The sequence below is a fragment of the Paenibacillus sp. FSL W8-0186 genome (assembly GCF_037969765.1).
GTDB classification, from domain to species: Bacteria; Bacillota; Bacilli; order Paenibacillales; family Paenibacillaceae; genus Fontibacillus; species Fontibacillus woosongensis.
In genome coordinates, this window is sequence record NZ_CP150207.1 from 5,342,872 (window position 1) to 5,363,868 (window position 20,997).

The window sequence follows — 20,997 nt, forward strand, 5'->3', positions numbered from 1 at the left end:
CCATCAATAAAATGATCGCTTGCTTAACGCATACCATTTTACTACATCGCTTTTGCAAAATATGTGGTTTCTTGTCGAAGGGTGCAAGCAGCCGAAGACTATCTTTGCGAAATTTGGGTTCCCATTATCAGAAAATAATAGGAATAAGCCGACTGCAAAACGCAGCCGGCTTATTTTTTGATAGATCCCCATCTTCTTACTTTGCCAAAGGCTCGTTATCCGAGAATAAATCCGGGTTCTCCCGCAGCATATCCGAAAGAATATCCGTGGTTTTCACCGTATCGCACACTAGAACCTCGGCATCGCCTAGACGGGCCCGATAGAGCGCTCCCTGTTCCTCGAGCACGCCTTCGACCTTCCAGAAATGCTCCGACCAAGGCAGGCCGCAGTGGCGGCGGGAAGGCACCAGAATCTCTCTGCCGTCAGGGAGTACCGTGTAAAGCTGTTCATGGTCATCCGTCATTCTGCCCGGGATATCCACCCATTCCTCAATGCCGTGAATGAATGTATTCCTGCGCAGATCGACCCCGACGAGCAGAATCGTCGCTTTGCGATCCAGCAGGCGGCCCCAGGCGGACTCCCGGTGACATGGCGTATCCCAGCGTTCATCGCCGGCGGTAAACTCGGCCGCGTCCTTGCCTAGCGCCGCCACGGAATGTGTCGGATGCCAGGATCGAACCACGCCTGGGCGCTTGCGGAACAATTCAGGGAGTATGCCGACGCAGACCTCTGAGGTCTCGACATAAAATTTGGGATTATCCTTATTAATATAAGACCAGGTGTGGGTAGGCAAAACTAACAGCCCGTCTTTCATATATTCCGAAAGAGCATCCAGCACCGTGTCCGCTCCTCCATCTACTTCACCGATACTTTTCATGGATGAATGCATCAGCACGGTGCCATGCCGGTCAATGCCAGCGCTTTCAAGCTGATCCATCAAACTTTGCTTCGTGTGCATGATAAACCTCCAACTGTTGGTAATGAATGATTCATCACCATTATACCTGTCCTACTTGGAACAACAAGCCCGGAATGGGCAATCAAGTCAGGAAAAATCGCACAATATGCAGAACTTATCCTGGATCAGCCGAACAGAAGGGGTGCCCTGGACTTATCCATCTCGCGCTAAGATGCGTACCAATCCGAAGCTGCCCGAATGATGTCATCCATCCTGAAGCTGCAGCCATGCCGTTCATCCGGATATTCAATCAGCAGCCTATCAGCGGTTACTGTCCGATAGAGCGAGCGGATCTCTTCATCCCTGACCCACTCATCCATCCTGCCATGAATGAGAAGCGTTGGCCGGTCGTGCCTGATATTCTCCTTTAATATGAAAGGGTTCTCCCCTTCCACGATCACATAGGACAACCGCTCCTTGAAATAGTCAGGCATCTCTATCCCGCTCTCCAGTACAGGACTGACTGCAGCAACCCTGGCAATCCTCGGATGGCTTCCGCCCTCAATTGCCCAAGAACCCCCGAAGCTTGTACCAAATAAATGCAGCGGCAGCTCTGGAAATTGCTGTGCCGCAAACTCGATCACTTCTTCCACAAACAGCTCCCAGCCTCTCCGTGTGGCCAGGCAGTGGTTAAACACATACGTTTCGCCTTGTCCTGGACCATCAAAGCTGACTGTGACAAAGCCCTCTCTTGCGAAGCCGGTCTCAAATTTAATAGACTCCTCTTTCGCTGAATCGATCGGATTCAAAAGGATAACACAGCCACGCGGATGCTTTGGAATTCTTACCCGGCCCCGGCATTGATTTCCTTCAACTTGAATCTCCGCTTCGGAGATCAGGTCTGCCGCTAAATTGTCCGCTTCCAAGTACATGTCCTTGCAATACTCATACCACATTTGCTTGTCTGTTCCAGTACAGGGAAACATCCATTGGATCAGATAATAGTTCATCGCTGCATTCCGGTAAAAATACTCCGCTTCACTGATCAAATGCTGTCTCTGCATTTTAAGTGCTAGCTGCTCAAACATATCAGCATAGCTGTGCAGCACTTCCATCCAATCCTCGATGCCGTTAACCCGTTGGCGCAGCTCATATACCGTCGGTTTCGGCAGACCGCTTCCCAACCAACGATCCCAGAATGACTCGGACACGTAGCCCATCGATATTGTCTTCTCAATAGTTTGATTGGCATAATCCATGCGAGATCGCCCCCTTAATAATTTATACGTAACAGTCTTGAATTTTCGGGGGCATCAAATAGTAAAAATAACCTCAGTCATATTATTCTTCCAAAAACCCATTGAAGCTGCTTTCCTTTTTCAATATAATGTAAAAGAAATGCAGGAATTTAAGGGCAATGCTCTTCTGGCATCACCAGAGACAACCCCTCGTTTAATGAGGGATTGTCTCTTTTTTTTGATCTCAGTATAGTCTGATAACAATGAAGGAGTGAGCATGGTGGAAAATTCCCGTTACACCGAAAGACCGATATTGACCAAAGGCGATCTTAAGGAGCAATTCCGGCGCTGCGGCGTATCGAATGGACAAACGATTATCGTACATACCTCTTTAAGCAGAATCGGATTCGTGGTCGGCGGAGCCGAGACTTTAATCCGCGCTTTGCTCGAAATTGTCGGCGAAGAAGGGACATTGGTGATGCCTTCCCAAACCTGGAAGAACCTTGACCCTGCCACGGGTGTTCATTGGGAGGTACCCCCTATACACTGGCCCATCATACGCGAGCATTGGCCAGCCTACGACAAAGAAATCACGCCAGCCATCGGCATGGGCGTTGTGGCAGAGGTATTCCGAAAATGGCCCGGAGCCGCTAGATCCGACCATCCTGCCAGGTCATTTGCTGCCGTAGGCAAGCATGCGGATTATCTTACGAAGGAGCATGATTTAAGCCAGATTTTCGGCAAAGGATCGCCGATTGATAAGTTATATGAACTTGATGGCCATATACTGCTCATTGGAGTCGGGTACGACAAGAACACTTCGCTGCACTTAGCAGAGACTAGGGCGAGCTTTCCGACAAAGCGGTTTACGGAAGAAAGCAGTGCGATCATGAGCGATGGGAAGAGAACATGGGTGACCTACCTCACTCAAGCTGTAGATGATGAGGATTTCACCGAATTGGGTCAGCAATATGATAGAGCTCACGATGTGACGATTCACAAGGTTGGGGAGGCAGAAGTACGTTTTCTAAGACAAAGACAGCTCGTAGACTGGGCCGTACAGTGGATGGAGACGAACCGGAAGGGGGAATGAATCTTCAAACCTTCCATATTTTGATTGCCAGATATAAATCGTTAATCTAAGATGGTTGAGAGAGACACAAAATATACATAAATTTCATAAGGAGGTTTGAATTTGAACAAGAAGCTTTTTGCCAAAGTCATCACTGCGGCAGCATTGCTCGGCACATTAGCGTCACCAGCGTCCGCAACAACGTTCATTACGGATATCAACGGCTCTTATGCGAAGGATGCCATTCAAGAGCTGGTTGATAAAGGAATTATTAATGGCCATGGTGACGGAAGATTCGATCCGACTGGACATATCCAAAGGCAGGATTTCGCGATCATTCTCGCCAAGTCTCTAGGGCTGGATATGAACAGTGCGCCAGCAGCAGCAACATTTAGCGATGTCCCTCCAGGCCATTATTCTTTTGCAGCCGTCGAGGCCGCAGTACAAGTTGGACTTATTCACGGATACGGCAACCACCAATTCGGCAATGGCGACAGTTTATCACGGCAGGATATGGCCGTCATCTTCACCCGGGCTCTCGGGGTAGATGTTAGCGGTAAGGGGAACAAGCTTACCTTCACCGATAAGGACGATATCTCTAGCTATGCCAAAGATGCGGTAGCCGCAGCTGTCGAACTCGGACTCATCAAGGGCAACACCGATGGCAGCTTTAGCCCGCTCCAGAGTGCTGACCGCCAATCCGTGGCTCTCGTAGCCAATAAGTTCATACGGAATATCGAAGAGCAGCGCCATTCCCAACAACCTTCTACCACACCGCCAAATGGGGATACCCCTCCTTCAGCAAATGAACCTTCGGCACCTACAACACCCGAGACCAAGAAACCAGAACCATCAGGAAATACCGGCAGCTCAGGATCAGGCTCCGGAAGCGGAGGCAGCGGAAGTGTAAGAGACACGACTGCACCTGTTGTGAGTATTCTATCGGATTCACCCGTGTTTATTGGCAGCAGTCTAATCGCGGCCAGCAATGAAACCGGCTATTTATACCTTATTCCGAGAGGATATCCATCGTCAGATCGAGCAGAACTGGAAGTACTCGTAGCTGAAGGCCTCGCGAAAAAGGTGCAAGTTACTACCGCCAACACCCCAACACCGCTCGAAACGGCTCAGTTAGAGGCTGGAATCTACAACGTATTTGCCGTGGATCGGGCCGGAAATCTATCCAGAGCTAGCTCGGACATAGAACTAAAGCGGCCTCTATCTTTAACCCTGGCACCGGGAGCCTCCTTTGTACTTAACCCCGCTTATGTTTACGATGAAAGCATCGTAACTATTGTGGATGATTCTATGATAGAGGATAATGATCCTTATACGGATCGCAATATCAACAGCTTCTTCCAAGTTCACCGAGAAGAAGAATCGCTCTCGCTGCAATACAATCCTCAGGAGGGTAGATTCCATATAGTGGAAGAAGGGGCGACGGTCGGCTATATTCAGATTTCCTCAGAGTCTGAGCTTATTGAAGCTCAAGAGACTGAGCGCGGAGTGCAGATTCTTCTTAAAGCGGGCGCAGATGAGGACACTACAGCTTCCTTAAAGCTCACCCTCTTTGAAAATGAAACCGAAGTCAGCAGCACTATCCTGCCTGTCATCCTGGATGCAGCACCGCCGACGGTCACGGACAGCGTCTACAGCGATGGAGTAATTACAATTACCGCGAACGAGCCGCTGATTTGGTATGACAGCTTCGAAATAAACATTTCACATATGCCGGTGAACAGCAGCGGCAGCAGCTATGATCTTCTGCCTTTTGAACACTTCACTCCAAGTATTCATAATGGGAATGTAGTTATTATTTTAAAGGACGAGGCTTTTAGATATTATCCTCTGCAGCCTGGCGATCAATTCGAGATTACATTGTACGGGATCGGGGATTACGCTAGGAATATGATCGGTGATGAAGTGTTAATCGTAGAAATTCCATAAAATGAACAACGGAAGCTTTTCAGGGCTGAGTTCCCGGCTGTATAGCCGAGGGATCAGCCTCTTTCATTCTCCTGCTCTCCTCTAACAAGAAGCTTACGACTTCTGCATTTACCCGTTCAGGCTGTTCATGGTTAATGCCATGACCTGCACCAGGAATGACCTTATACATAAATTTCCCTTCGTCCAATATTCTCAGAAAATCCCGGTAGCTCAATCCGGTGTTCTGCCACGAGAAAATACAGCTTATTTCCCGCTATGTCCCCCTCTTCCCGGTAACCCCTCTATCCACCAAGAAAAAAATCGCCCTCCATCTGCTTGTCACATCGATGAAGAGCGATTTCATTCTAGCGTACTGCATACAGCCTATCTACATTCACTTACTTCTGCACAGGGTTGAACTCGTGAACCCATACTCGCATCGCCGGTACCCAGCGCATGCCGGGGTGAATGGACAAAATCGACTGCTTGTATTCCTCCAAGTTGTTGTATCCTTCCTGCTGGGCTTGCTCTTCGGTCAGATCGCCAAGGGTCTGGGAATAGACCTGCTCTACTACAAAATCCCGCCCCTTCAGCGTCATCACTTCCCCCACATCGGCGTACCGGCCGTTGCGGCGGGTTGCCGTCTTCCGGCCTGCCAGTACTTTCTCCACATCCTCCGGCAAAGTCACTAGCCGTTCAATCGAACAGGTTTTCGGCGGCAATGCCTCATGATCTGCATGATTTTGCATGTAGTAGCCCTCCTCGTCAGTTCTTCCATTTAACTTTACCACAATATCAGCGACACGGTTTCCCCGAATGCCCGGCCCCCGTTCTAACGGCCTGCTTTGACCGGCTTCATGTACTCCTCCAGCGTAGAGCCTTTAACATAAATATCAGGCGAAATGTAGGAGTTCATGATATTGTTCTGCCGGACATTCCAATAATGATTTACCGCGAGGATCATCAATTTGTTCTGCTTGTCCTCGAATACGCGCTGCCCGACTCCTTTACCATATGTATCCTGGCCTATAATCGTCACATTGGGCAAATAAGTGCCGAGCCCCATAGTCAACAGCTCCGAGGCGCTTGCCGTATAACCATCGACCAGGATATATATTTGCTTGAATGAGACATAATCGGCATCTGAATAGTAGCTATCCGCATAGCCATCCCGCTCGATCAGCATGCTAGTCACGCATTCCGGCAGCAGCGCATCCAAAATATGATTCGCGCTATCCATATTTCCCCCCGTATTCCCGCGCAAATCAATAACCAGCTGCTTCGTTTCGGGGTCGGCAATGCGGTCGAGTTCTTCAATAAAACGGTCGTCGGTATTATGATTGAATTCATGAATACGGAAATAGGCGATGGACCCTTGATCTTCATAGATCACATCCTGACCGTAAGGTGCTGTTAACCAATCATATTCCTCCCCATAAATAACGGAGGTAAATGCATCCCTCTTATACTGGGCTCGGCCAATAATCTTAGCGATTTCCGCCGGCGTCATATGTTCTTTATCCAGCGCGGATAAAATTTCATCCATGTCCGGAACACTGCTTATGTATAAGTAATTATCCTTGAAAAAACTTTTGACTCGCTCCCCAAGCGGCTTGCGGCTGTCTCGTATTGCATCTTGGATACGCAGGGCCGTCGAATTGCCGGAGTATATCTCTAGGGTTTTCTCGCAGAACTCTTCCGCAAGATCATAGTCCTCCATCATAAAATAGGAGTAGGCGATCATGGCGTAAGCCTCGTCATCCTCAGGATCCAGCTCGATCACTTGTTCCATAGCCTGAATGGCTTCGTCGTATTGATCCAAATCGAAGTGGCATTCTCCCGTAAACCAGGGGATCAGCGAAGAATTGACCTTGCGCTTCATAACCTCATCGCCAAAGGCGATACACTGGTAATTTCTGCGCCCGTTGTATAGCGCCCTCAATTTATTGATCATGCTCTCTTCATCCTGAGGATTGAGCTGAACAGCCTGATCATAATATTTGGCAGCCTGGACATACATGGATTGCTCCATATAAACATCCCCCATAGCTATATGTATATCTGCAAAGCTCTTATCCTTATGGACGGCAGCATCATAGCTGTTCTTCGCCCGGTCCAAATCGCCCAGCATGGTATAGGACTCTATCATTTGTACGTAGACGTCCATATGATCGGGAAACTTGTCGATCATGCCGTTATAATGCTCAGCAAGAATGTCCAAATCATCCAAATCCTCGAGCACGGCCGCTTTGATACGGTACGCATCATAATTATCTGGCTCCTCCCGGATCAAACTATCAGCAAGCTTGTTCGCCTCCTCATACCGGTCTAGCCAGAGAAGGGCGTATGCCTTCATTTCGTACCCGTCCATATCCGTATCATCCAAGCCGATATAAATGTCGAATTGCTCCAACGCTTCTTCATACCGCTCCAGATCGAATAATACTCTGCCTTTGCCGTAGTGAGCGTATTTCTCATCCCCTAGTTCCAGCGCCTGATTGTAGCTCTCAAGCGCCTCTTCATACCGATACAAGCCGTACAGAGCATTGCCCTTATTCACGTATTCCATGTCTCTATTCGGTACGATAAGGAGCGACTTCTCGATATATTCCAGGCTCTTCTCGTAATCCTCCAGCTCATTGTAGGCCCAGCTCAAATTATTGAATGGAGCTCCCATGGGCTCATCCAGCTTTATTTCTCGATCCAGATCAACGAGAGCCGGCTCTATTTCATAAGCGTGCTCTACCGCCTCCTCCAAATACTCGATAGCCTCCTCGTACCTTCCCTTATCGACTAGGAGGTAGCCCTTGGTGTTGTTCGCTATCATTTCCTCCCAATGGATAGATTTTTTGTAAATACCTGTCGAACAGGCGCCCAGCATGCTTATTGCACAAATGATGACCACCAAGGCACTAACCCGGATCAAAATTCTCTTCTTCAACCTGTTTCCCCACTCTTCCCAGCTATAAGCTCTTGTTAGAATCATTTATATCTTATCACGGAGCGTTAAGGGGAGGAATGACTTTGGAGTAAAATACTGGGTGTTGCTATAATGGAAGAGTATGAGAATTGAAATGAACATAGGTGGGACAAGCATATGATAGAAATCTACGGTGTCCGGCTGGAAACAAATATCGACTCGCTCCCTATTTGGAGGCTGGTTCAGGCGCTTCCGCCCGAGAGGCAGGAGCGGATTCATAGATTCAGGCGTAAGGAAGATGCGCTAAGAACGTTAGCTGCGGACCTCCTGTCGAGGCTCCTCATCTGCAACTGGCTGAACATTCGGAACAAAGATATCCGGCTAACTCAAAATGCTTATGGCAAACCGCTGCTCGAAGAGAATTCCGGGCTGTATTTCAATAACTCCCACTCCGGGGAATGGGTAGTTTCTGCCATCGCCGGTTCCCCGGTCGGCATCGATGTAGAAAAGGTAGAGGAGATCGACTTCAGCATCGCCGGGCGTTTTTTCTCGGAGCAGGAATGTCTTGACCTTGATTTGCGGCGGGGAGAAGCGAAATTAAACTATTTCTTTGACCTGTGGACGCTCAAAGAGAGCTACATCAAAGCCGCAGGCACGGGCCTCTCCATGCCGCTCGATTCCTTCACCGTGCGCGCCGGGAATGACGGCCGCATCGAGCTGATCACCCTGAATGAATTCAGAGGCTGCTCCTTCAGGCAGTACCCGATCGGCCCCGGTTATAAATTGTCCGTCTGCACGCAGGATGACCGTTTTCCGGATCACATTGGCTTGCTAAGCATGGATGAGCTGCACGAGCGGTTCATGGCATATGTATGAGGGGAGGACATTAAACATGAGGGGCCGTCCCCTGTGATCCGCGATAACCTATGGGACAGCCCCTTATGTTTATCTTAAGTCCGCCTGCTATTCTTAGCAGCTCTGCAAAAATAGCAGGCTAGCTTCTATAACGAGCCCAAAATAAAATAGAGCAGGAAGAAGAAGGCGATGAGGTACATTGCCATCGACACTTCCGACCGGCGGCCCGTCACCCATTTCACGATCGGGTAGGCGATGAAGCCAAACGCAATCCCGTTTGCAATGCTGAAGGACAAGGGCATGATGGCCAGCATCATGTAAGCCGGGAAGGCTTCGGTGAAATCGTCAAAAGGAACTTCCTTAATCGACATAATCATCAGGCAGCCCACGATAATCAGCACCGGCGCAATCGCACTATTCGGGATAACTTTGAACAAAGGCACCAGGAATAGCGCGGGGATGAACAACAGCCCTGCGGTTAGAGAGGTAAGTCCGGTTCTTCCGCCGGAGGCGATGCCGGTCGCGCCTTCCGCCGCTGTCGTCATCGGACTGCAGCCGAGCAGACCTGCGCTGATGACGGAGAACGAATTGGCTTGAAACGATTTTCTGAATTTTGATTTATTCGGAAGCATGCCAAGCTGCGCCCCCATATTCTGAAAAATAATAACCATCGACAACGAGAACACCGCCGTCCAAAACTGGAAGCTGCCCATTCCGCTGAAATCCAGGGCTAGAAACAGCTCGCCGTATCCGCCAAAAGAAATACTGAAGTCCCGCAGGACCGAGAAATCTACAATGCCCAATGCGGCCCCCATGCCGGTTCCCGCCAGGATTGTGATCAGGAAGTTCCCCTTGACGTTCCGTAAAAATAAAGGCAGCGCGATGATCAGCGTTAATACCGTCGTAAGCGCGTGAGGTTCACTCAAATTCGCCAGGGTGACAAAGGTGCTTTCACTGGCAACGATCAATCCGCCGTTCTTCAGGCCCAAGAAGGCAATAAAAAATCCGATCCCTGCCGTCATCGCATGAACCATCGACTTTGGAATCGATCGCGATAAATAATCCGCCCACTTCGTCACCGTCGTAATCATGAATACAAGCCCGGCGATGAACACCGCTGCGAGCGCCTGCTGCCAGGTTAACCCTAAAGAAAAGACAAGAGTAAATACAAAAAACGCATTATCCCCCATGCCGGGAACAAGTATCAGGGGCGAGTTGGCCCATAGCGCCATCAGCATACAGCCAAGGAAGGAGCAGATCACCGTTACGATCGTGGCAGCTTCATAAGGCATCCCCACCATGCTCAAAATAGCGCCGTTCACGGCAATAATATAAGCGACGGTCATAAAGGTAGTTAATCCTGCCACCAATTCAGTACGTATCGTCGTTTTTTCCTCTTGCAGATGAAACCATCTTTCCAATCTGCGATTCAATATGAACACCTCTTTATTCAGCACTGCCATCCATTTAAAAAGGGCTGGACATCCACACCGGCTCCAGCCCTCATTACTCTATGATGCCCGGCTATATGCCGCGGCGGCTATCGTTTCCCTACCTCGTAAGGCTCTCCTAGCGCCTTCGGTGCCCGTGCCTTGCCTACCGCGCCAATCAAGACGAGCATAGTCAGGACATACGGCAGCATATAGAAAAATTCATTCGGAATACGGGCGGCAAATTCGAAGATCTGCAGCTGGTCCTTGATGGCTTGAGCCAAGCCAAAGAACAAGGAAGCCAGCATAGCCCCGATCGGATTCCATTTGCCGAAAATAACCGCGGCGAGCGCAATATAACCTTGTCCTGAAATCGTGTTGAACGCAAAGTTGCCGTTCGAGGTCAGGACAATTGTAGCTCCGCCCAGCGCTGCAATCGATCCGCTGAGAATAACAGCCATGTACCGCATCCGGTTGACTTTAACCCCTACCGTGTCCGCGGCGCCCGGATGCTCTCCGACGGCACGCAGCCTCAGTCCGATAGCGGTTCTATAGATAACAAAGTAAATGACGATGACAAGCGAAATCGCAATATACGTCGTCGGATAGTTGTTGAAAAATGCATTTCCAAGGAACGGAATATCGCCTAGCAACGGCACTTTATATTTATGAAATACCGTCGTCAGCAGCGGACTTTCCGCCGAGCCTTCAAAAATCAGCTTCACCAGGAAGAACGTCGAGCTTGCCGCGAGAATATTAATAACGACCCCGCTGACCACCTGGTTCGCCTTGAACCTGATCGTGGCGATGGCATGGATACTGGAGAAAATCGCTGTGAAGACAAAGGCTCCGATAATGCCAAGCCATGGGGACAGCTTGCCCAGTCCCGCCGTCTCTGCGTAATATGCAATGACCGCCGAGAAGAAGGCTCCGGACACCATGAAGCCCTCAAGGCCAATATTAATGACGCCCGACCGCTCGGAGATGAGCCCGCCGAGGGCGGCAAAGATAAAGGCCGTGGAGAATACGAGCGTCCCATTTATGAGATTGCTGATAATGTCCATCACTTACACCTTCTTCTTCATTTTATGGAATAGCGGACGGAAGAAGAGCCTAACAATGCCGGGGGCGGCAACGAAAAAGATAATGAAGCCGATGACCATTCGAATGATCTCGCCCGGCACTTCCGCGCCAAAGCTCATGCCTTGCGAACCGTAGGTCAGCGCCCCAATCAGCATCCCGGAAAGGAGCACGCCTAGCGCCGAATTTCCGCCAAGCAGAGCTACCGCGATACCGTCAAAACCAAGTCCCGAGGTCACCGAGTTAATGGCGATGTATTTAAATACACCCAATACCTCAAACGTACCGACCAGGCCTCCGAATACGCCGGAAATAAACATTGTGCGCACCATGACTTTCGACACCTTCATCCCCGCATATTCGGCTGCATCAGGACTAAGCCCGACCGCACGAAGCTCGTAACCCCATTTCGTCCTGTTCAGATAAATGGAGTAGAAAATGACGGCAATAATCGTAAGCAGGAATCCCCAGTGAATACGGGCGCCGCCCATAAGCTCGGACAGCCAGCCGATTTGAATGCTCGCAGATTCCTGAATCATTGCGGAACGCTGCGTTCCTGCCTGCGGCATGAAGTACCGAATAAGATAATGACTCAAGTACAGTGCTATAAAGTTGAACATAATGCTGGTAATAACCTCATTAATGCCTCGCTTCGCCTTAATATACCCTACAAGCGCACCCCACAACCCTCCAAGGATAGCGCCAAAAATAACGGCGACGATGGCATGAAACGGTGCCGGCAGGCTCAGCTTCGTGCCTACGAGGAGCGCACCGACGGAGCCCATGATGATCTGTCCGTCAACCCCGATATTAAACAGGCCGGCGCGAAAGGCGATGCCTACCGCCAGACCACACAAGACGAGAGGAACGATCGAACGCAGCGCTTCCCCGAAATCATAGCTGCTGCCAAATATTTTAGTCACCAAGGATTCGTAAGCGAGCAGGGGATCATATCCGCCGATCAGCATGATCAGCGCTCCCAATAATAGACCGATAATAATAGAGACAACAGGAATAACAGCAGATTCACGCCTGAAAATACTCATTAATTTATCCATGTGTGCCATCTCCTTCATGCTTGCCTGCCATCATCAACCCAAGCTGCTGATCATTCGTCGATTCCGGTGTCGTCTCGCCTACGATCTGTCCTCCGAACAGAACGAGAATGCGGTCGGATACATTCAGAATTTCCTCCAGCTCAAAGGAAATGAGCAGCACCGCTTTTCCTTGGTCACGCTGGGCAATAAGCTGCTTATGCACAAACTCGATCGCCCCGACGTCAAGTCCCCGAGTAGGCTGAGCTGCAATAAGAACTTGCGGTTTCTTGTCGATTTCGCGGGCAATGATTACCTTCTGCTGGTTCCCTCCAGACATGGAGCGAACCTTGGTATCAATGCTTGGCGTTCTTACGTCAAACTCCTTGACGAGGCGTTCAGCCATCTTATCCCTCGCCTGCTCGTTAATGAAGCCGCGCCGGTTAAGCTCTGGATGGTCATACGTTTGCAAAATTATATTTTCACTGACTGTAAAGTCCAGAACGAGTCCATGTTTATGCCGGTCCTGCGGAATGTGGGACAGTCCGCTTTCCGAGATGAAACGCGGGGATTGGTTCGTAACACTTGAGCCTTGAAGCAGAACATCCCCCGATTTAATGCTCCGCATGCCAGTAATCGCTTCGATCAGTTCGGTCTGGCCGTTGCCGTCAACCCCGGCGATACCGACGATCTCGCCTGCGCGCACGGAGAAGGACAGTCCGTCGACCGCATTTTTTCCTTGTCCGCCTTCTACGACTAAATCCTTAACCTCGAGCAATACATCCCCAGGCTTGGCAGCCTGTTTTTCCGTCTTGAAATTAACCGCCTTCCCTACCATTTTCTCCGCCAGTTCCTGCGGATTCGTCTTGGCGACCTCCACGCTCTCAATGACCTTGCCCCGGCGAATAATCGTGCAAGTGTCGGCAATTTCCATGATTTCCTTCAACTTGTGCGTAATCAATACAATCGATTTGCCTTCGGCAACCAGACGCCTCATAATTTCCAGCAGCTCGCTGATCTCTTGAGGCGTGAGGACGGCGGTCGGCTCGTCAAAGATAAGAATGTCGGCTCCCCGGTAAAGTGTCTTAATGATCTCTACCCGCTGCTGCATGCCCACGCTGATCGATTCGATCGTAGCCATAGGATCGACATCCAGCTTATATTGCTCGGATAGCTTTTTAACCTGTGCGCTGGCCCCTTTTATGTCGATCTTCATCCCTTTTTTCGGCTCCATACCGAGAATGATGTTCTCAGTTACCGTAAAAGGCTCGACCAATTTAAAATGCTGATGCACCATCCCGATGCCCAGATCAATCGCTTTGTTCGGGCTATCGATCACTTCCTTCTGCCCGTTGACGAGGATTTCACCTTCATCCGGCTGGTATAATCCGAATACGATGCTCATGAGCGTCGACTTCCCCGCACCATTCTCGCCGAGCAAAGCGTGGATTTCGCCGCGCTTCAACTGAAAACTGATTGAATCGTTGGCCACTACTCCGGGGAATCGCTTCGTAATTCCTCTCAGCTCAAGCGCAATGTCTGCCTTAGTCAAAGTAGACCCCTCCATCAAAGTTTCCGTCCCCTATCACACCCAGGTGACAGGGGACGAAATTAATTATTGTTCAGGTACAACAATTTCACCGTTAATGATCTTCTGACGATACTCTTCGACCTTAGCCAATACCTCTGGAGCTACGTTCTTGCTGGAGGTCGCTGCGATATCCACGCCGTTCTCCTTCAGACCCATCAGCGTAACCTGGCCTGCAGGGAAGCTGCCTTCCGCCAAGCTCTTGGAAATTTGATAAACGGCTTCATCCACTTTTTTCACCATGGAAGTAAGAGTTACATCATCGCCGAAAATGAGGGATTGGTCTTTATCGACTCCGATCACCCATACTTTGCCGCCCTTGCTGTTGCGTTCTTTCGCTTCGTTAAATACGCCGTTACCCGTTAAGCCCGCCGCGTGGAAAATAATATCGGCACCATCGTTATAAATCGTCGAAGCGGCCGACTTACCCATATCCACCCGGTTAAATAACCCTGTGTAGTTCACGATCAATTTAGCATCCGGATTAACAGCTTTGATCCCTTCGCGGAAACCGACTTCAAAGCGTTTGATCACCGGGATCTCCATACCGCCGACAAAGCCGATTTTGTTCGTCTTCGTGGTAAGGCCAGCGATAACCCCGACTAGGAAAGAACCTTCCTGCTCCTTGAAGGATACCGAAGCGACGTTAGGCAGAACCAGATCGGAGTCTACGATTCCGAAATTGGAATTCGGATTCTCGTTGGCCAGTTGAGTCACCGCATCCGCTAGTGTATAGGCAGTAGCCCATGTCAGGTCATAGTTAGCTTTCACGAATTGATTTAAGTTCGGTACGACGTCGGCATCGGTTTTAGGCTCGAGATATTTAACTTCGAAGCCGTAGTCCTTTTTTAGTTGCTGAAGAGCTTCCCAGGCGCTTTGGTTAAAAGACTTATCATTGACGCTGCCAAGGTCAGTAACCATACCTACTTTAAGCTTCTTTATATTTTGCTGATTGCCGGATGGGGCGTTCCCCGCTCCAGTGTTCGGATTCGCCGCTTTTTGCCCGCATGCCGTGAGCACCAGCATAAATACGAGCAGCAGTGGCAGTACTGTCTTCATTGTCTTTTTCATTGTTGATTCCTCCCTAATGTAATTTGCCTTTGTATTTCTGTCTAAATAATTGCTAGTCCTAGCTGCAAGTCAGCTCTCTCAAGAAGCTTTCCCCGAGCTCCGGCTTGCCCACCCCAAAGTTGTCGGCAATTGTAGCCGCCAGATCCGCAAAGGTACTTCTCGTTCCGATCGATGAGGCTTGATCCGCAAGTGCAGGGTTGTAAATCAGAATCGGGACATATTCCCGGGTATGGTCAGTACCCGGACTTGTTGGGTCATTCCCGTGATCGGCTGTAATGATGAGCAAATCTCTTTCCCCCGTCCGCTTCATTAACTCTGGAATATACCCGTCGAGCTCTTCCAGACAGGCGGCATAACCCGCGGGGTCGCGGCGATGCCCGTATAAGGAATCAAAATCCACCAAATTCGTAAACAACAAACCCTTAAACGAACGCTCCAAAAGCCGGATTGTTGTTTCAATACCGTGCAGATTATTCTTTGTTGGGAAAGACTCCTTTATTCCTTGTCCTGTAAATATATCATAAATTTTACCAACAGAGATAACATCATAATTTTCTGCCTGCAAATGGTCCAATACGGTGCTTCCAAACGGGGCCAGGGCATAATCGTGCCGGTTTGGTGTCCGCACAAAGGCGCCTGGTTGTCCGACATAGGGCCTTGCTATAATGCGGCCAACCACATATGGATCATGCAGCGTCAATTCACGGGCGATCTCGCAAGCACGATACAGCTCCTCAAGGGGGATCACTTCCTCATGTGCCGCGATTTGAAAGACGCTGTCGGCAGAGGTATAAACGATCCAGGAGCCTGTCCGCATCTGCTCTTCTCCATATTCATCGAGAATTTCCGTGCCCGAGGCCGGCTTGTTGCCGATGACCTTACGGCCGGTCATCTCCTCGAATTTGCTAACCAGCTCTGCCGGGAAGCCGTTCGGATAAACCTGAAACGGCACCTCCACCTTCAGCCCCATTAGCTCCCAGTGCCCGGTCATCGTATCTTTGCCGACGGAGACTTCCGCCATTTTCCCATAGCTCCCTAGCGGCTTCTCTGCCGGCGGAACTGCGGAAAGCGGAGCGATATTCCCGAGGCCAAGCGCAGCAAGATTGGGCAATTGAATCCCCGGAACCCGCTCGCAAATGTGGCCGAGCGTATGGCTGCCTTCGTCCCCGAAGGCTGGAGCATCAGGCAATGCGCCAATTCCTACGCTATCCATGACTATGACGCATATTCGTTCGAATTTCATACTTAAACCTCGTTTCTGTAAATGGAAAATGCCGCTATGCAATGTTTTCTGCAAATCATGATACAATAATCGGTAGGGCTGCTTTACAATCTCATAACCAGGCTGTTCATACAACGAAACTGAAAGGAAGTAGAAATCATGATTGATAACCTCTCAGACATTCACATTTTTGCCGGCATGCCCGAAGAGGATTTACAATATATATTTCCGTTTCTCAAGGAGAGGCAATTTAAGAAAAACCATATTCTAATGTTTGAGAATGATGAAAGCGATGAAATCTACCTCCTTCGCTCAGGCATGGTTAAAATTTATCGCATGTACGAGGGAAAGGAAGTGGTCCTTAGCATTACGATGCCCGGCGATATTATCGGCGAGGTTGAATCCTTGTCGAATAGTTATCATCGGATTTCATCGATCGAAGCATTGGAGAATGTCTCGGTCTGGCAAATTTCAGGCCAGGACTTCATGCACATCGTCGATAAATATCCCATCGTCTTTCGAAACGCTTACAAAATTCTTGTAGAGCGAACCCGGATGCTCAATCGCATGATCCGCTACTTGACCTTCTATGATGTCCGCGGCAAAGTCGCTAACATCATCATGGATCTTTATTATAATTTTGGGACGATCGAAGAGAGCGTTTACAAGATAAACCTGAAAATTAATCAGTCCCTATTAGCCAACATGATCGGCATCACCAGAGAATCGATATCCAAAACCTTAGGTGATTTCCAAGCCGAAGGACTCATCGATATTCGCGATAAGCATCTATACCTCCTCGATATGAAACTGTTAGAATCCATTTGTCATGAGACGGAAGAGTTCCCTACGCTCCGCAAGTGGTATAACAATTAGGCGGCCTAGTGCTCTCAATATAACAAATGACAGCGCTTCACTTCCGTTAACGGCGTAACGATAATTTTGTTAACCAATTCACAGAGATGGGGTTAACCCCTTAACAGTTCCCGCAGCTTGCACTGTGCTATGCTTTTCATGTAATGTGGCAACAGGCACAATATAACTAAGCTGGAGGGATTTTACATGAGCTTTCACATCGAAGCCAAAGTTGGCGAAGTTGCAGAATCCGTCTTACTGCCAGGCGACCCGCTGCGCGCGAAATATATTGCCGAGACTTTCCTGGAAGATGCCGTCTGCTACAATCAGGTTCGCGGCATGCTGGGTTTTACGGGCACCTATAAAGGCAAGCGCGTATCGATTCAAGGAACCGGTATGGGGATGCCTTCCGCTTCCATCTACATCCATGAATTGATTAACGACTACGGCGCCAAGCATCTCGTGCGAATCGGCACATGCGGGGCGATTCAACCGGACGTGAACATCCGCGATGTCATTATCGCGCAAGCCGCGGCCACCAATTCCGCGATTATTCGCAACCAGTTCCCTGGATACGATTTCCCGCAAATCGGAAACTTTGATTCTATTAAAACCGCTTATGAAATCGGTGTCAGCAAAGGGCTGAATCTGCGCGTCGGCAACGTCCTTTCCTCCGACCTGTTCTATACGGACAACAGTGATGAATTCAGCAAGCTTGGCAAGCACGGCGTATTGGCCGTAGAGATGGAGACAGCAGGGCTGTACTTCCTCGCCAGCAAATTCGGCGTAAAAGGCTTAAGCCTCCTTACGGTGAGCGATCACATTCTGACCGGCGAGCAAACTACGGCTCAAGAGAGACAAACCACGTTCAACGACATGATCGAGGTTGCTCTGGAGACCGTAGTGAAATAAGCTCACCGCTATTACATTCGATGAAGCAGCACCCATCACAAACAACAAGAGGACTACCTGGCAAGCAGAGTGGGTACTGCTGCGAGGTAGTCCTTTTTTTAAATTGAATTTATGATTGGAGGTTATTTTATCCGATTCTTCATTCGTATGCTGCTTCTTACTATGATCTGCTGCCTCGGAATACTCCCAATTAAGACCTCGAGCGTCCTCGCCATGACGATACACCAAGATCGCTTTCAATTTATAGATGAAGAAATTACGCAGAACATGCAGCGGTTCAACATTCCTGGCATGGCTTTTGTGCTGGCTGATGAGAACGGTACTGTCTATTCCAAAGGTTATGGCGTGCTGAAGCAAGACAGTGCCCTTAAGGTTAACACATCGACCAATTTTCATATTGGTTCTATCTCTAAGGTCTTTACCTCACTTGCGATTATGCAGCTCCGGGATGCAGGACAAATCCAACTCAATGACCCTGTCACTACGTATTTGCCATGGTTCGCGACGAAAGATCCTAATCTCTCCAGCCGCGTGACCATCCGTGATCTGCTGAATCATACCAGCGGGCTGCCAGGACGGCTTAATGCCCACGATTTAACCGGAGCAAGTCTGGAGACGATTGAGCCGCAACTTAGCCGGAAGCTGCAAAACGTTTCTCTTGTAGCCGAGCCAGGTACAACCTATGAGTATTCCAATATAAACTATGATCTGCTCCAGCTTATTATAGAGGAAGTCAGCGCTCTTTCTTTTCCTGACTACATGAGTCAACAGATTTTTCAACCGCTCGGCATGAAGCGAACATTCTTCAACCAGGATAACGAACTTGAACCTAATTCGGCCACCGGGCACCGATACCTCTGGGGGAATCTCCGGCCTTTTCATGAGCATCTTGCCTATGCTACATTGGGCTCTGCCGGTTTATCGACGAACGCTACAGATCTGGGCATTTACATTTCCTTTCTCTTAAGCGACTCTGCAGCATCAAACAATTCTGTTCTTCAATCGAGCAGCTTGCGTGAAATGCGCACGGCAGCCATTTATGATTCGTCCATCGGGTATGGATACGGCTGGGAAATGACCAGAAATACGATTGAAAAAAAAGGAGGTCTCCCCGGGTTCACTGCGAACCTCATTATAGTTCCAGGTAAATCCTACGGCTTTGCCCTGTTTGCCAACTCCAAGCAAAATATAACCGATGAGACAAACTTTAATATTTATCGGATCCTGGAGGGGGATACGCCTATTCATTTGGCCAAAGCCGATTATCCCGCCATTTCGCCTATAAATAAGAGTCTTCTATATATAAGCGGACTACTGATCTTCATCGTATTATTAATGTGGCTGCCCACACTCATTCGTTGTTTTACCAAGCAAGGGGTCTGTTTCCTGTTAAAACCCACAACCGCAACCATACTCATCTGCTTCGTGTTGAATATCACTATAAATTTGGCAGTCCAGTATTACATTTACATATACGTTCCTTTCGTAAGCGGAGCTCCGTCCCTCTACCGGCTTACGACGGCTCCCGATTCGGTGAACGGATTGACGCTGCTGTCCATAACTTGGCTCGTCTTCAGCATCTCCGTCGTCTGCAAGTCCTTAGTTCGCTTAAACAAGACATCACAGAGGGTTCAGAAAAGCACTAAATCGATCACTCCGCCTCGACAATGAACTCAGCCCACTTCGTCGCTACCGGTCCTCGTTCAGGGGCAGCGATGTAGTTCGGGCTGTCGATTCTGACTAAGTAGTTACCCGGGGCCTCGACTCGAACGGTTCCTGAAAACTTGCCGGCCTGAATCGGGAGCCTCTTGGTGCTGACTGTCTCGTATACAACATAAGAATCTTCAGGCTTCGGATTATATTTCTGTACTTCTACAGTAACTTGGTCGAATAAGTGATGAGGCTTCACAATCGTCCCCTCAATTGCGATTTCGGCTCCGCTCTTCACCTTTACATATCCGGACGCCGGTGAATGAAGGGTAACGTATTGCTGGCCTTCCTCCGTCAGTTTCACAGGAACCGCAGCAGGGTCGCTAACCTTGCGCAATACCGTGAAGTCAGCCGTGCCTGCAGAAATGGCATATAACTTAAGAGGATTAATGCCTGGCCGCAGCTCGGCCTCAAACTCCATGCGGTTGTACAGGCGGCCATCCTGCGATATGCCCTTGGCCGTCACCCGGCCCGTCCCTCCTCCCCAGCCTCCGCTGCCAAAAGCGAACAGAAATTGCGGGGCATACATATCCTCCTGATACAGCATTGAGAATTTGACCGTATCCCCGTCGATCTCCCAGCTTGGGGTCAGCACTTCAATGATTTTCTCGCTCCAATTCCAGGTAACCGTTCCCTGGTTCAATGATGCAGTAACGCCGAGCCATGCCAGCGGCTTCACGGGAATATAGGTGCGCCCGTTGGCCAAGAATGGCTTCGGGATCTTCTCGCCTGAAATCGCACCCCCGTCAGGCAGGTAAATTTGATCCGAACCAATGCGGAAGGATAGCTCCTGCCAGCTAGGGATAACTTGCGGCTTCATGACGACCCGTGCCTCCCTTTTCTTGGCATCCCATGTCACCGCGGCGGCGGCCCCGCTATCCTGCAGCGTACGCAGCGGCACGAAGACCCGGCCTTCCTTTAGAATCGGTTTATCCGCGCGTATGCTCTTGCCGTCTAATGTCGCGGAAGTGCCTTGCAAATTAAATTTCAATTCATGCTTAATCCGGTACATTTTCGCAATGTCTCCCGCCGGGTCACTGGCCGCATCCGGCGCAGCGGCTGCAGGTGAGGCTAATGCACCTATACTTAGAGCCAAAGCTGACGTGATGGACAGCACAACGGTCGTTAGTTTCTTCATCATTATTTTTCCCTCCATCCTCTTCCTATTTATATAAACTCCATTTTC

18 protein-coding genes are annotated in these 20,997 nt (G+C 49.5%); 6 read left to right on the plus strand and 12 right to left on the minus strand.

All coding sequences use genetic code 11. From position 1 onward, the window contains the following. Positions 1–196: 196 nt before the first annotated feature. Both MKX50_RS23905 and MKX50_RS23910 read right to left on the minus strand, forming a co-directional pair. On the minus strand, positions 197–958 hold the full coding sequence (locus tag MKX50_RS23905) for an AAC(3) family N-acetyltransferase (protein WP_339157944.1): 762 nt from the start codon (positions 956–958) through the stop codon (positions 197–199). 167 nt (positions 959–1,125) lie between these two features. Continuing rightward, positions 1,126–2,157, minus strand: a complete 1,032-nt coding sequence (locus MKX50_RS23910; RefSeq protein WP_339157945.1) for a hypothetical protein — start codon at positions 2,155–2,157, stop codon at positions 1,126–1,128. Positions 2,158–2,413: 256 nt separating this feature from the next. On the opposite strand from MKX50_RS23910, the gene MKX50_RS23915 reads away from it, so the two are divergent. Together MKX50_RS23915 and MKX50_RS23920 are read left to right on the plus strand one after the other, a co-directional pair. Continuing rightward, the gene (locus MKX50_RS23915; protein ID WP_339160246.1) at positions 2,414–3,229 is read left to right on the plus strand and encodes an AAC(3) family N-acetyltransferase; all 816 of its coding nucleotides are present in this window, start codon (positions 2,414–2,416) and stop codon (positions 3,227–3,229) included. A 102-nt stretch (positions 3,230–3,331) separates the two neighbouring features. After that, complete coding sequence (locus tag MKX50_RS23920; RefSeq protein ID WP_339157946.1) at positions 3,332–5,155, plus strand: S-layer homology domain-containing protein; 1,824 nt, start codon at positions 3,332–3,334, stop codon at positions 5,153–5,155. Positions 5,156–5,174: 19 nt separating this feature from the next. On the opposite strand, the gene MKX50_RS23925 is transcribed toward MKX50_RS23920, so the two are convergent. The 3 genes from MKX50_RS23925 to MKX50_RS23935 form a co-directional block, all read right to left on the minus strand. After that, on the minus strand, positions 5,175–5,369 hold the full coding sequence (locus MKX50_RS23925) for an alpha/beta hydrolase (protein WP_339157947.1): 195 nt from the start codon (positions 5,367–5,369) through the stop codon (positions 5,175–5,177). 163 nt (positions 5,370–5,532) lie between these two features. Beyond that, positions 5,533–5,883: an ASCH domain-containing protein gene (locus MKX50_RS23930; protein WP_155612309.1), complete on the minus strand. Its 351-nt coding sequence runs from the start codon at positions 5,881–5,883 to the stop codon at positions 5,533–5,535. Between the two features lie 83 nt (positions 5,884–5,966). Next, entirely contained in the window at positions 5,967–8,075 is a 2,109-nt protein-coding gene (locus tag MKX50_RS23935) for a tetratricopeptide repeat protein (protein WP_339157948.1), read from the minus strand. Positions 8,076–8,231: 156 nt separating this feature from the next. Here MKX50_RS23935 and MKX50_RS23940 point away from each other — a divergent pair, with 156 nt between their 5' ends. Beyond that, complete coding sequence (locus tag MKX50_RS23940; protein ID WP_339157949.1) at positions 8,232–8,930, plus strand: 4'-phosphopantetheinyl transferase superfamily protein; 699 nt, start codon at positions 8,232–8,234, stop codon at positions 8,928–8,930. A 125-nt stretch (positions 8,931–9,055) separates the two neighbouring features. On the opposite strand, the gene MKX50_RS23945 is transcribed toward MKX50_RS23940, so the two are convergent. From MKX50_RS23945 to MKX50_RS23970, 6 genes are all read right to left on the minus strand, one after another. Then, positions 9,056–10,372 (minus strand): NCS2 family permease, encoded by a 1,317-nt coding sequence (locus tag MKX50_RS23945; protein WP_339157950.1) that lies wholly within the window; start codon positions 10,370–10,372, stop codon positions 9,056–9,058. 77 nt (positions 10,373–10,449) lie between these two features. Then, positions 10,450–11,403: an ABC transporter permease gene (locus MKX50_RS23950; RefSeq protein WP_339157951.1), complete on the minus strand. Its 954-nt coding sequence runs from the start codon at positions 11,401–11,403 to the stop codon at positions 10,450–10,452. Between the two features lie 3 nt (positions 11,404–11,406). Next, positions 11,407–12,477, minus strand: a complete 1,071-nt coding sequence (locus tag MKX50_RS23955; protein WP_339157952.1) for an ABC transporter permease — start codon at positions 12,475–12,477, stop codon at positions 11,407–11,409. Beyond that, a complete protein-coding gene (locus MKX50_RS23960; protein ID WP_339157953.1) occupies positions 12,470–14,005 on the minus strand; it encodes an ABC transporter ATP-binding protein in 1,536 nt (511 codons plus the stop codon). The genes MKX50_RS23955 and MKX50_RS23960 overlap by 8 nt, the downstream gene beginning before the upstream one ends. 63 nt (positions 14,006–14,068) lie before the next feature. After that, positions 14,069–15,112, minus strand: coding sequence for a BMP family ABC transporter substrate-binding protein (locus MKX50_RS23965; protein WP_339157954.1), 1,044 nt, complete (start codon positions 15,110–15,112; stop codon positions 14,069–14,071). Between the two features lie 58 nt (positions 15,113–15,170). After that, positions 15,171–16,355: a phosphopentomutase gene (locus tag MKX50_RS23970; RefSeq protein ID WP_213591369.1), complete on the minus strand. Its 1,185-nt coding sequence runs from the start codon at positions 16,353–16,355 to the stop codon at positions 15,171–15,173. Positions 16,356–16,493: 138 nt separating this feature from the next. Between MKX50_RS23970 and MKX50_RS23975 the strand changes: the two genes are divergently transcribed. From MKX50_RS23975 to MKX50_RS23985, 3 genes are all read left to right on the plus strand, one after another. Next, positions 16,494–17,210: a Crp/Fnr family transcriptional regulator gene (locus tag MKX50_RS23975; protein ID WP_213591371.1), complete on the plus strand. Its 717-nt coding sequence runs from the start codon at positions 16,494–16,496 to the stop codon at positions 17,208–17,210. Between the two features lie 186 nt (positions 17,211–17,396). Then, on the plus strand, positions 17,397–18,101 hold the full coding sequence (deoD, locus tag MKX50_RS23980; RefSeq protein ID WP_213591373.1) for a purine-nucleoside phosphorylase: 705 nt from the start codon (positions 17,397–17,399) through the stop codon (positions 18,099–18,101). Positions 18,102–18,314: 213 nt separating this feature from the next. Further along, positions 18,315–19,772 (plus strand): serine hydrolase domain-containing protein, encoded by a 1,458-nt coding sequence (locus MKX50_RS23985; protein WP_339157955.1) that lies wholly within the window; start codon positions 18,315–18,317, stop codon positions 19,770–19,772. On the opposite strand, the gene MKX50_RS23990 is transcribed toward MKX50_RS23985, so the two are convergent. Further along, a complete protein-coding gene (locus MKX50_RS23990) occupies positions 19,753–20,952 on the minus strand; it encodes a stalk domain-containing protein (RefSeq protein WP_339157956.1) in 1,200 nt (399 codons plus the stop codon). The genes MKX50_RS23985 and MKX50_RS23990 overlap by 20 nt on opposite strands. Positions 20,953–20,997 lie beyond the last annotated feature (45 nt).

Excerpts from the sequence above, each read along its gene's own strand:
- MKX50_RS23905 (WP_339157944.1), bottom strand. The coding sequence starts at position 958 with ATGCACACGAAGCAAAGTTTGATGGATCAGCTTGAAAGCGCTGGCATT.
- MKX50_RS23910 (WP_339157945.1), bottom strand. The coding sequence starts at position 2,157 with ATGGATTATGCCAATCAAACTATTGAGAAGACAATATCGATGGGCTAC.
- MKX50_RS23915 (WP_339160246.1), top strand. The coding sequence starts at position 2,414 with ATGGTGGAAAATTCCCGTTACACCGAAAGACCGATATTGACCAAAGGC.
- MKX50_RS23930 (WP_155612309.1), bottom strand. The coding sequence starts at position 5,883 with ATGCAAAATCATGCAGATCATGAGGCATTGCCGCCGAAAACCTGTTCG.
- MKX50_RS23940 (WP_339157949.1), top strand. The coding sequence starts at position 8,232 with ATGATAGAAATCTACGGTGTCCGGCTGGAAACAAATATCGACTCGCTC.
- MKX50_RS23945 (WP_339157950.1), bottom strand. The coding sequence starts at position 10,372 with ATGGCAGTGCTGAATAAAGAGGTGTTCATATTGAATCGCAGATTGGAA.
- MKX50_RS23950 (WP_339157951.1), bottom strand. The coding sequence starts at position 11,403 with ATGGACATTATCAGCAATCTCATAAATGGGACGCTCGTATTCTCCACG.
- MKX50_RS23955 (WP_339157952.1), bottom strand. The coding sequence starts at position 12,477 with ATGGATAAATTAATGAGTATTTTCAGGCGTGAATCTGCTGTTATTCCT.
- MKX50_RS23965 (WP_339157954.1), bottom strand. The coding sequence starts at position 15,112 with ATGAAAAAGACAATGAAGACAGTACTGCCACTGCTGCTCGTATTTATG.
- MKX50_RS23970 (WP_213591369.1), bottom strand. The coding sequence starts at position 16,355 with ATGAAATTCGAACGAATATGCGTCATAGTCATGGATAGCGTAGGAATT.
- MKX50_RS23975 (WP_213591371.1), top strand. The coding sequence starts at position 16,494 with ATGATTGATAACCTCTCAGACATTCACATTTTTGCCGGCATGCCCGAA.
- deoD (WP_213591373.1), top strand. The coding sequence starts at position 17,397 with ATGAGCTTTCACATCGAAGCCAAAGTTGGCGAAGTTGCAGAATCCGTC.
- MKX50_RS23985 (WP_339157955.1), top strand. The coding sequence starts at position 18,315 with ATGACGATACACCAAGATCGCTTTCAATTTATAGATGAAGAAATTACG.
- MKX50_RS23990 (WP_339157956.1), bottom strand. The coding sequence starts at position 20,952 with ATGATGAAGAAACTAACGACCGTTGTGCTGTCCATCACGTCAGCTTTG.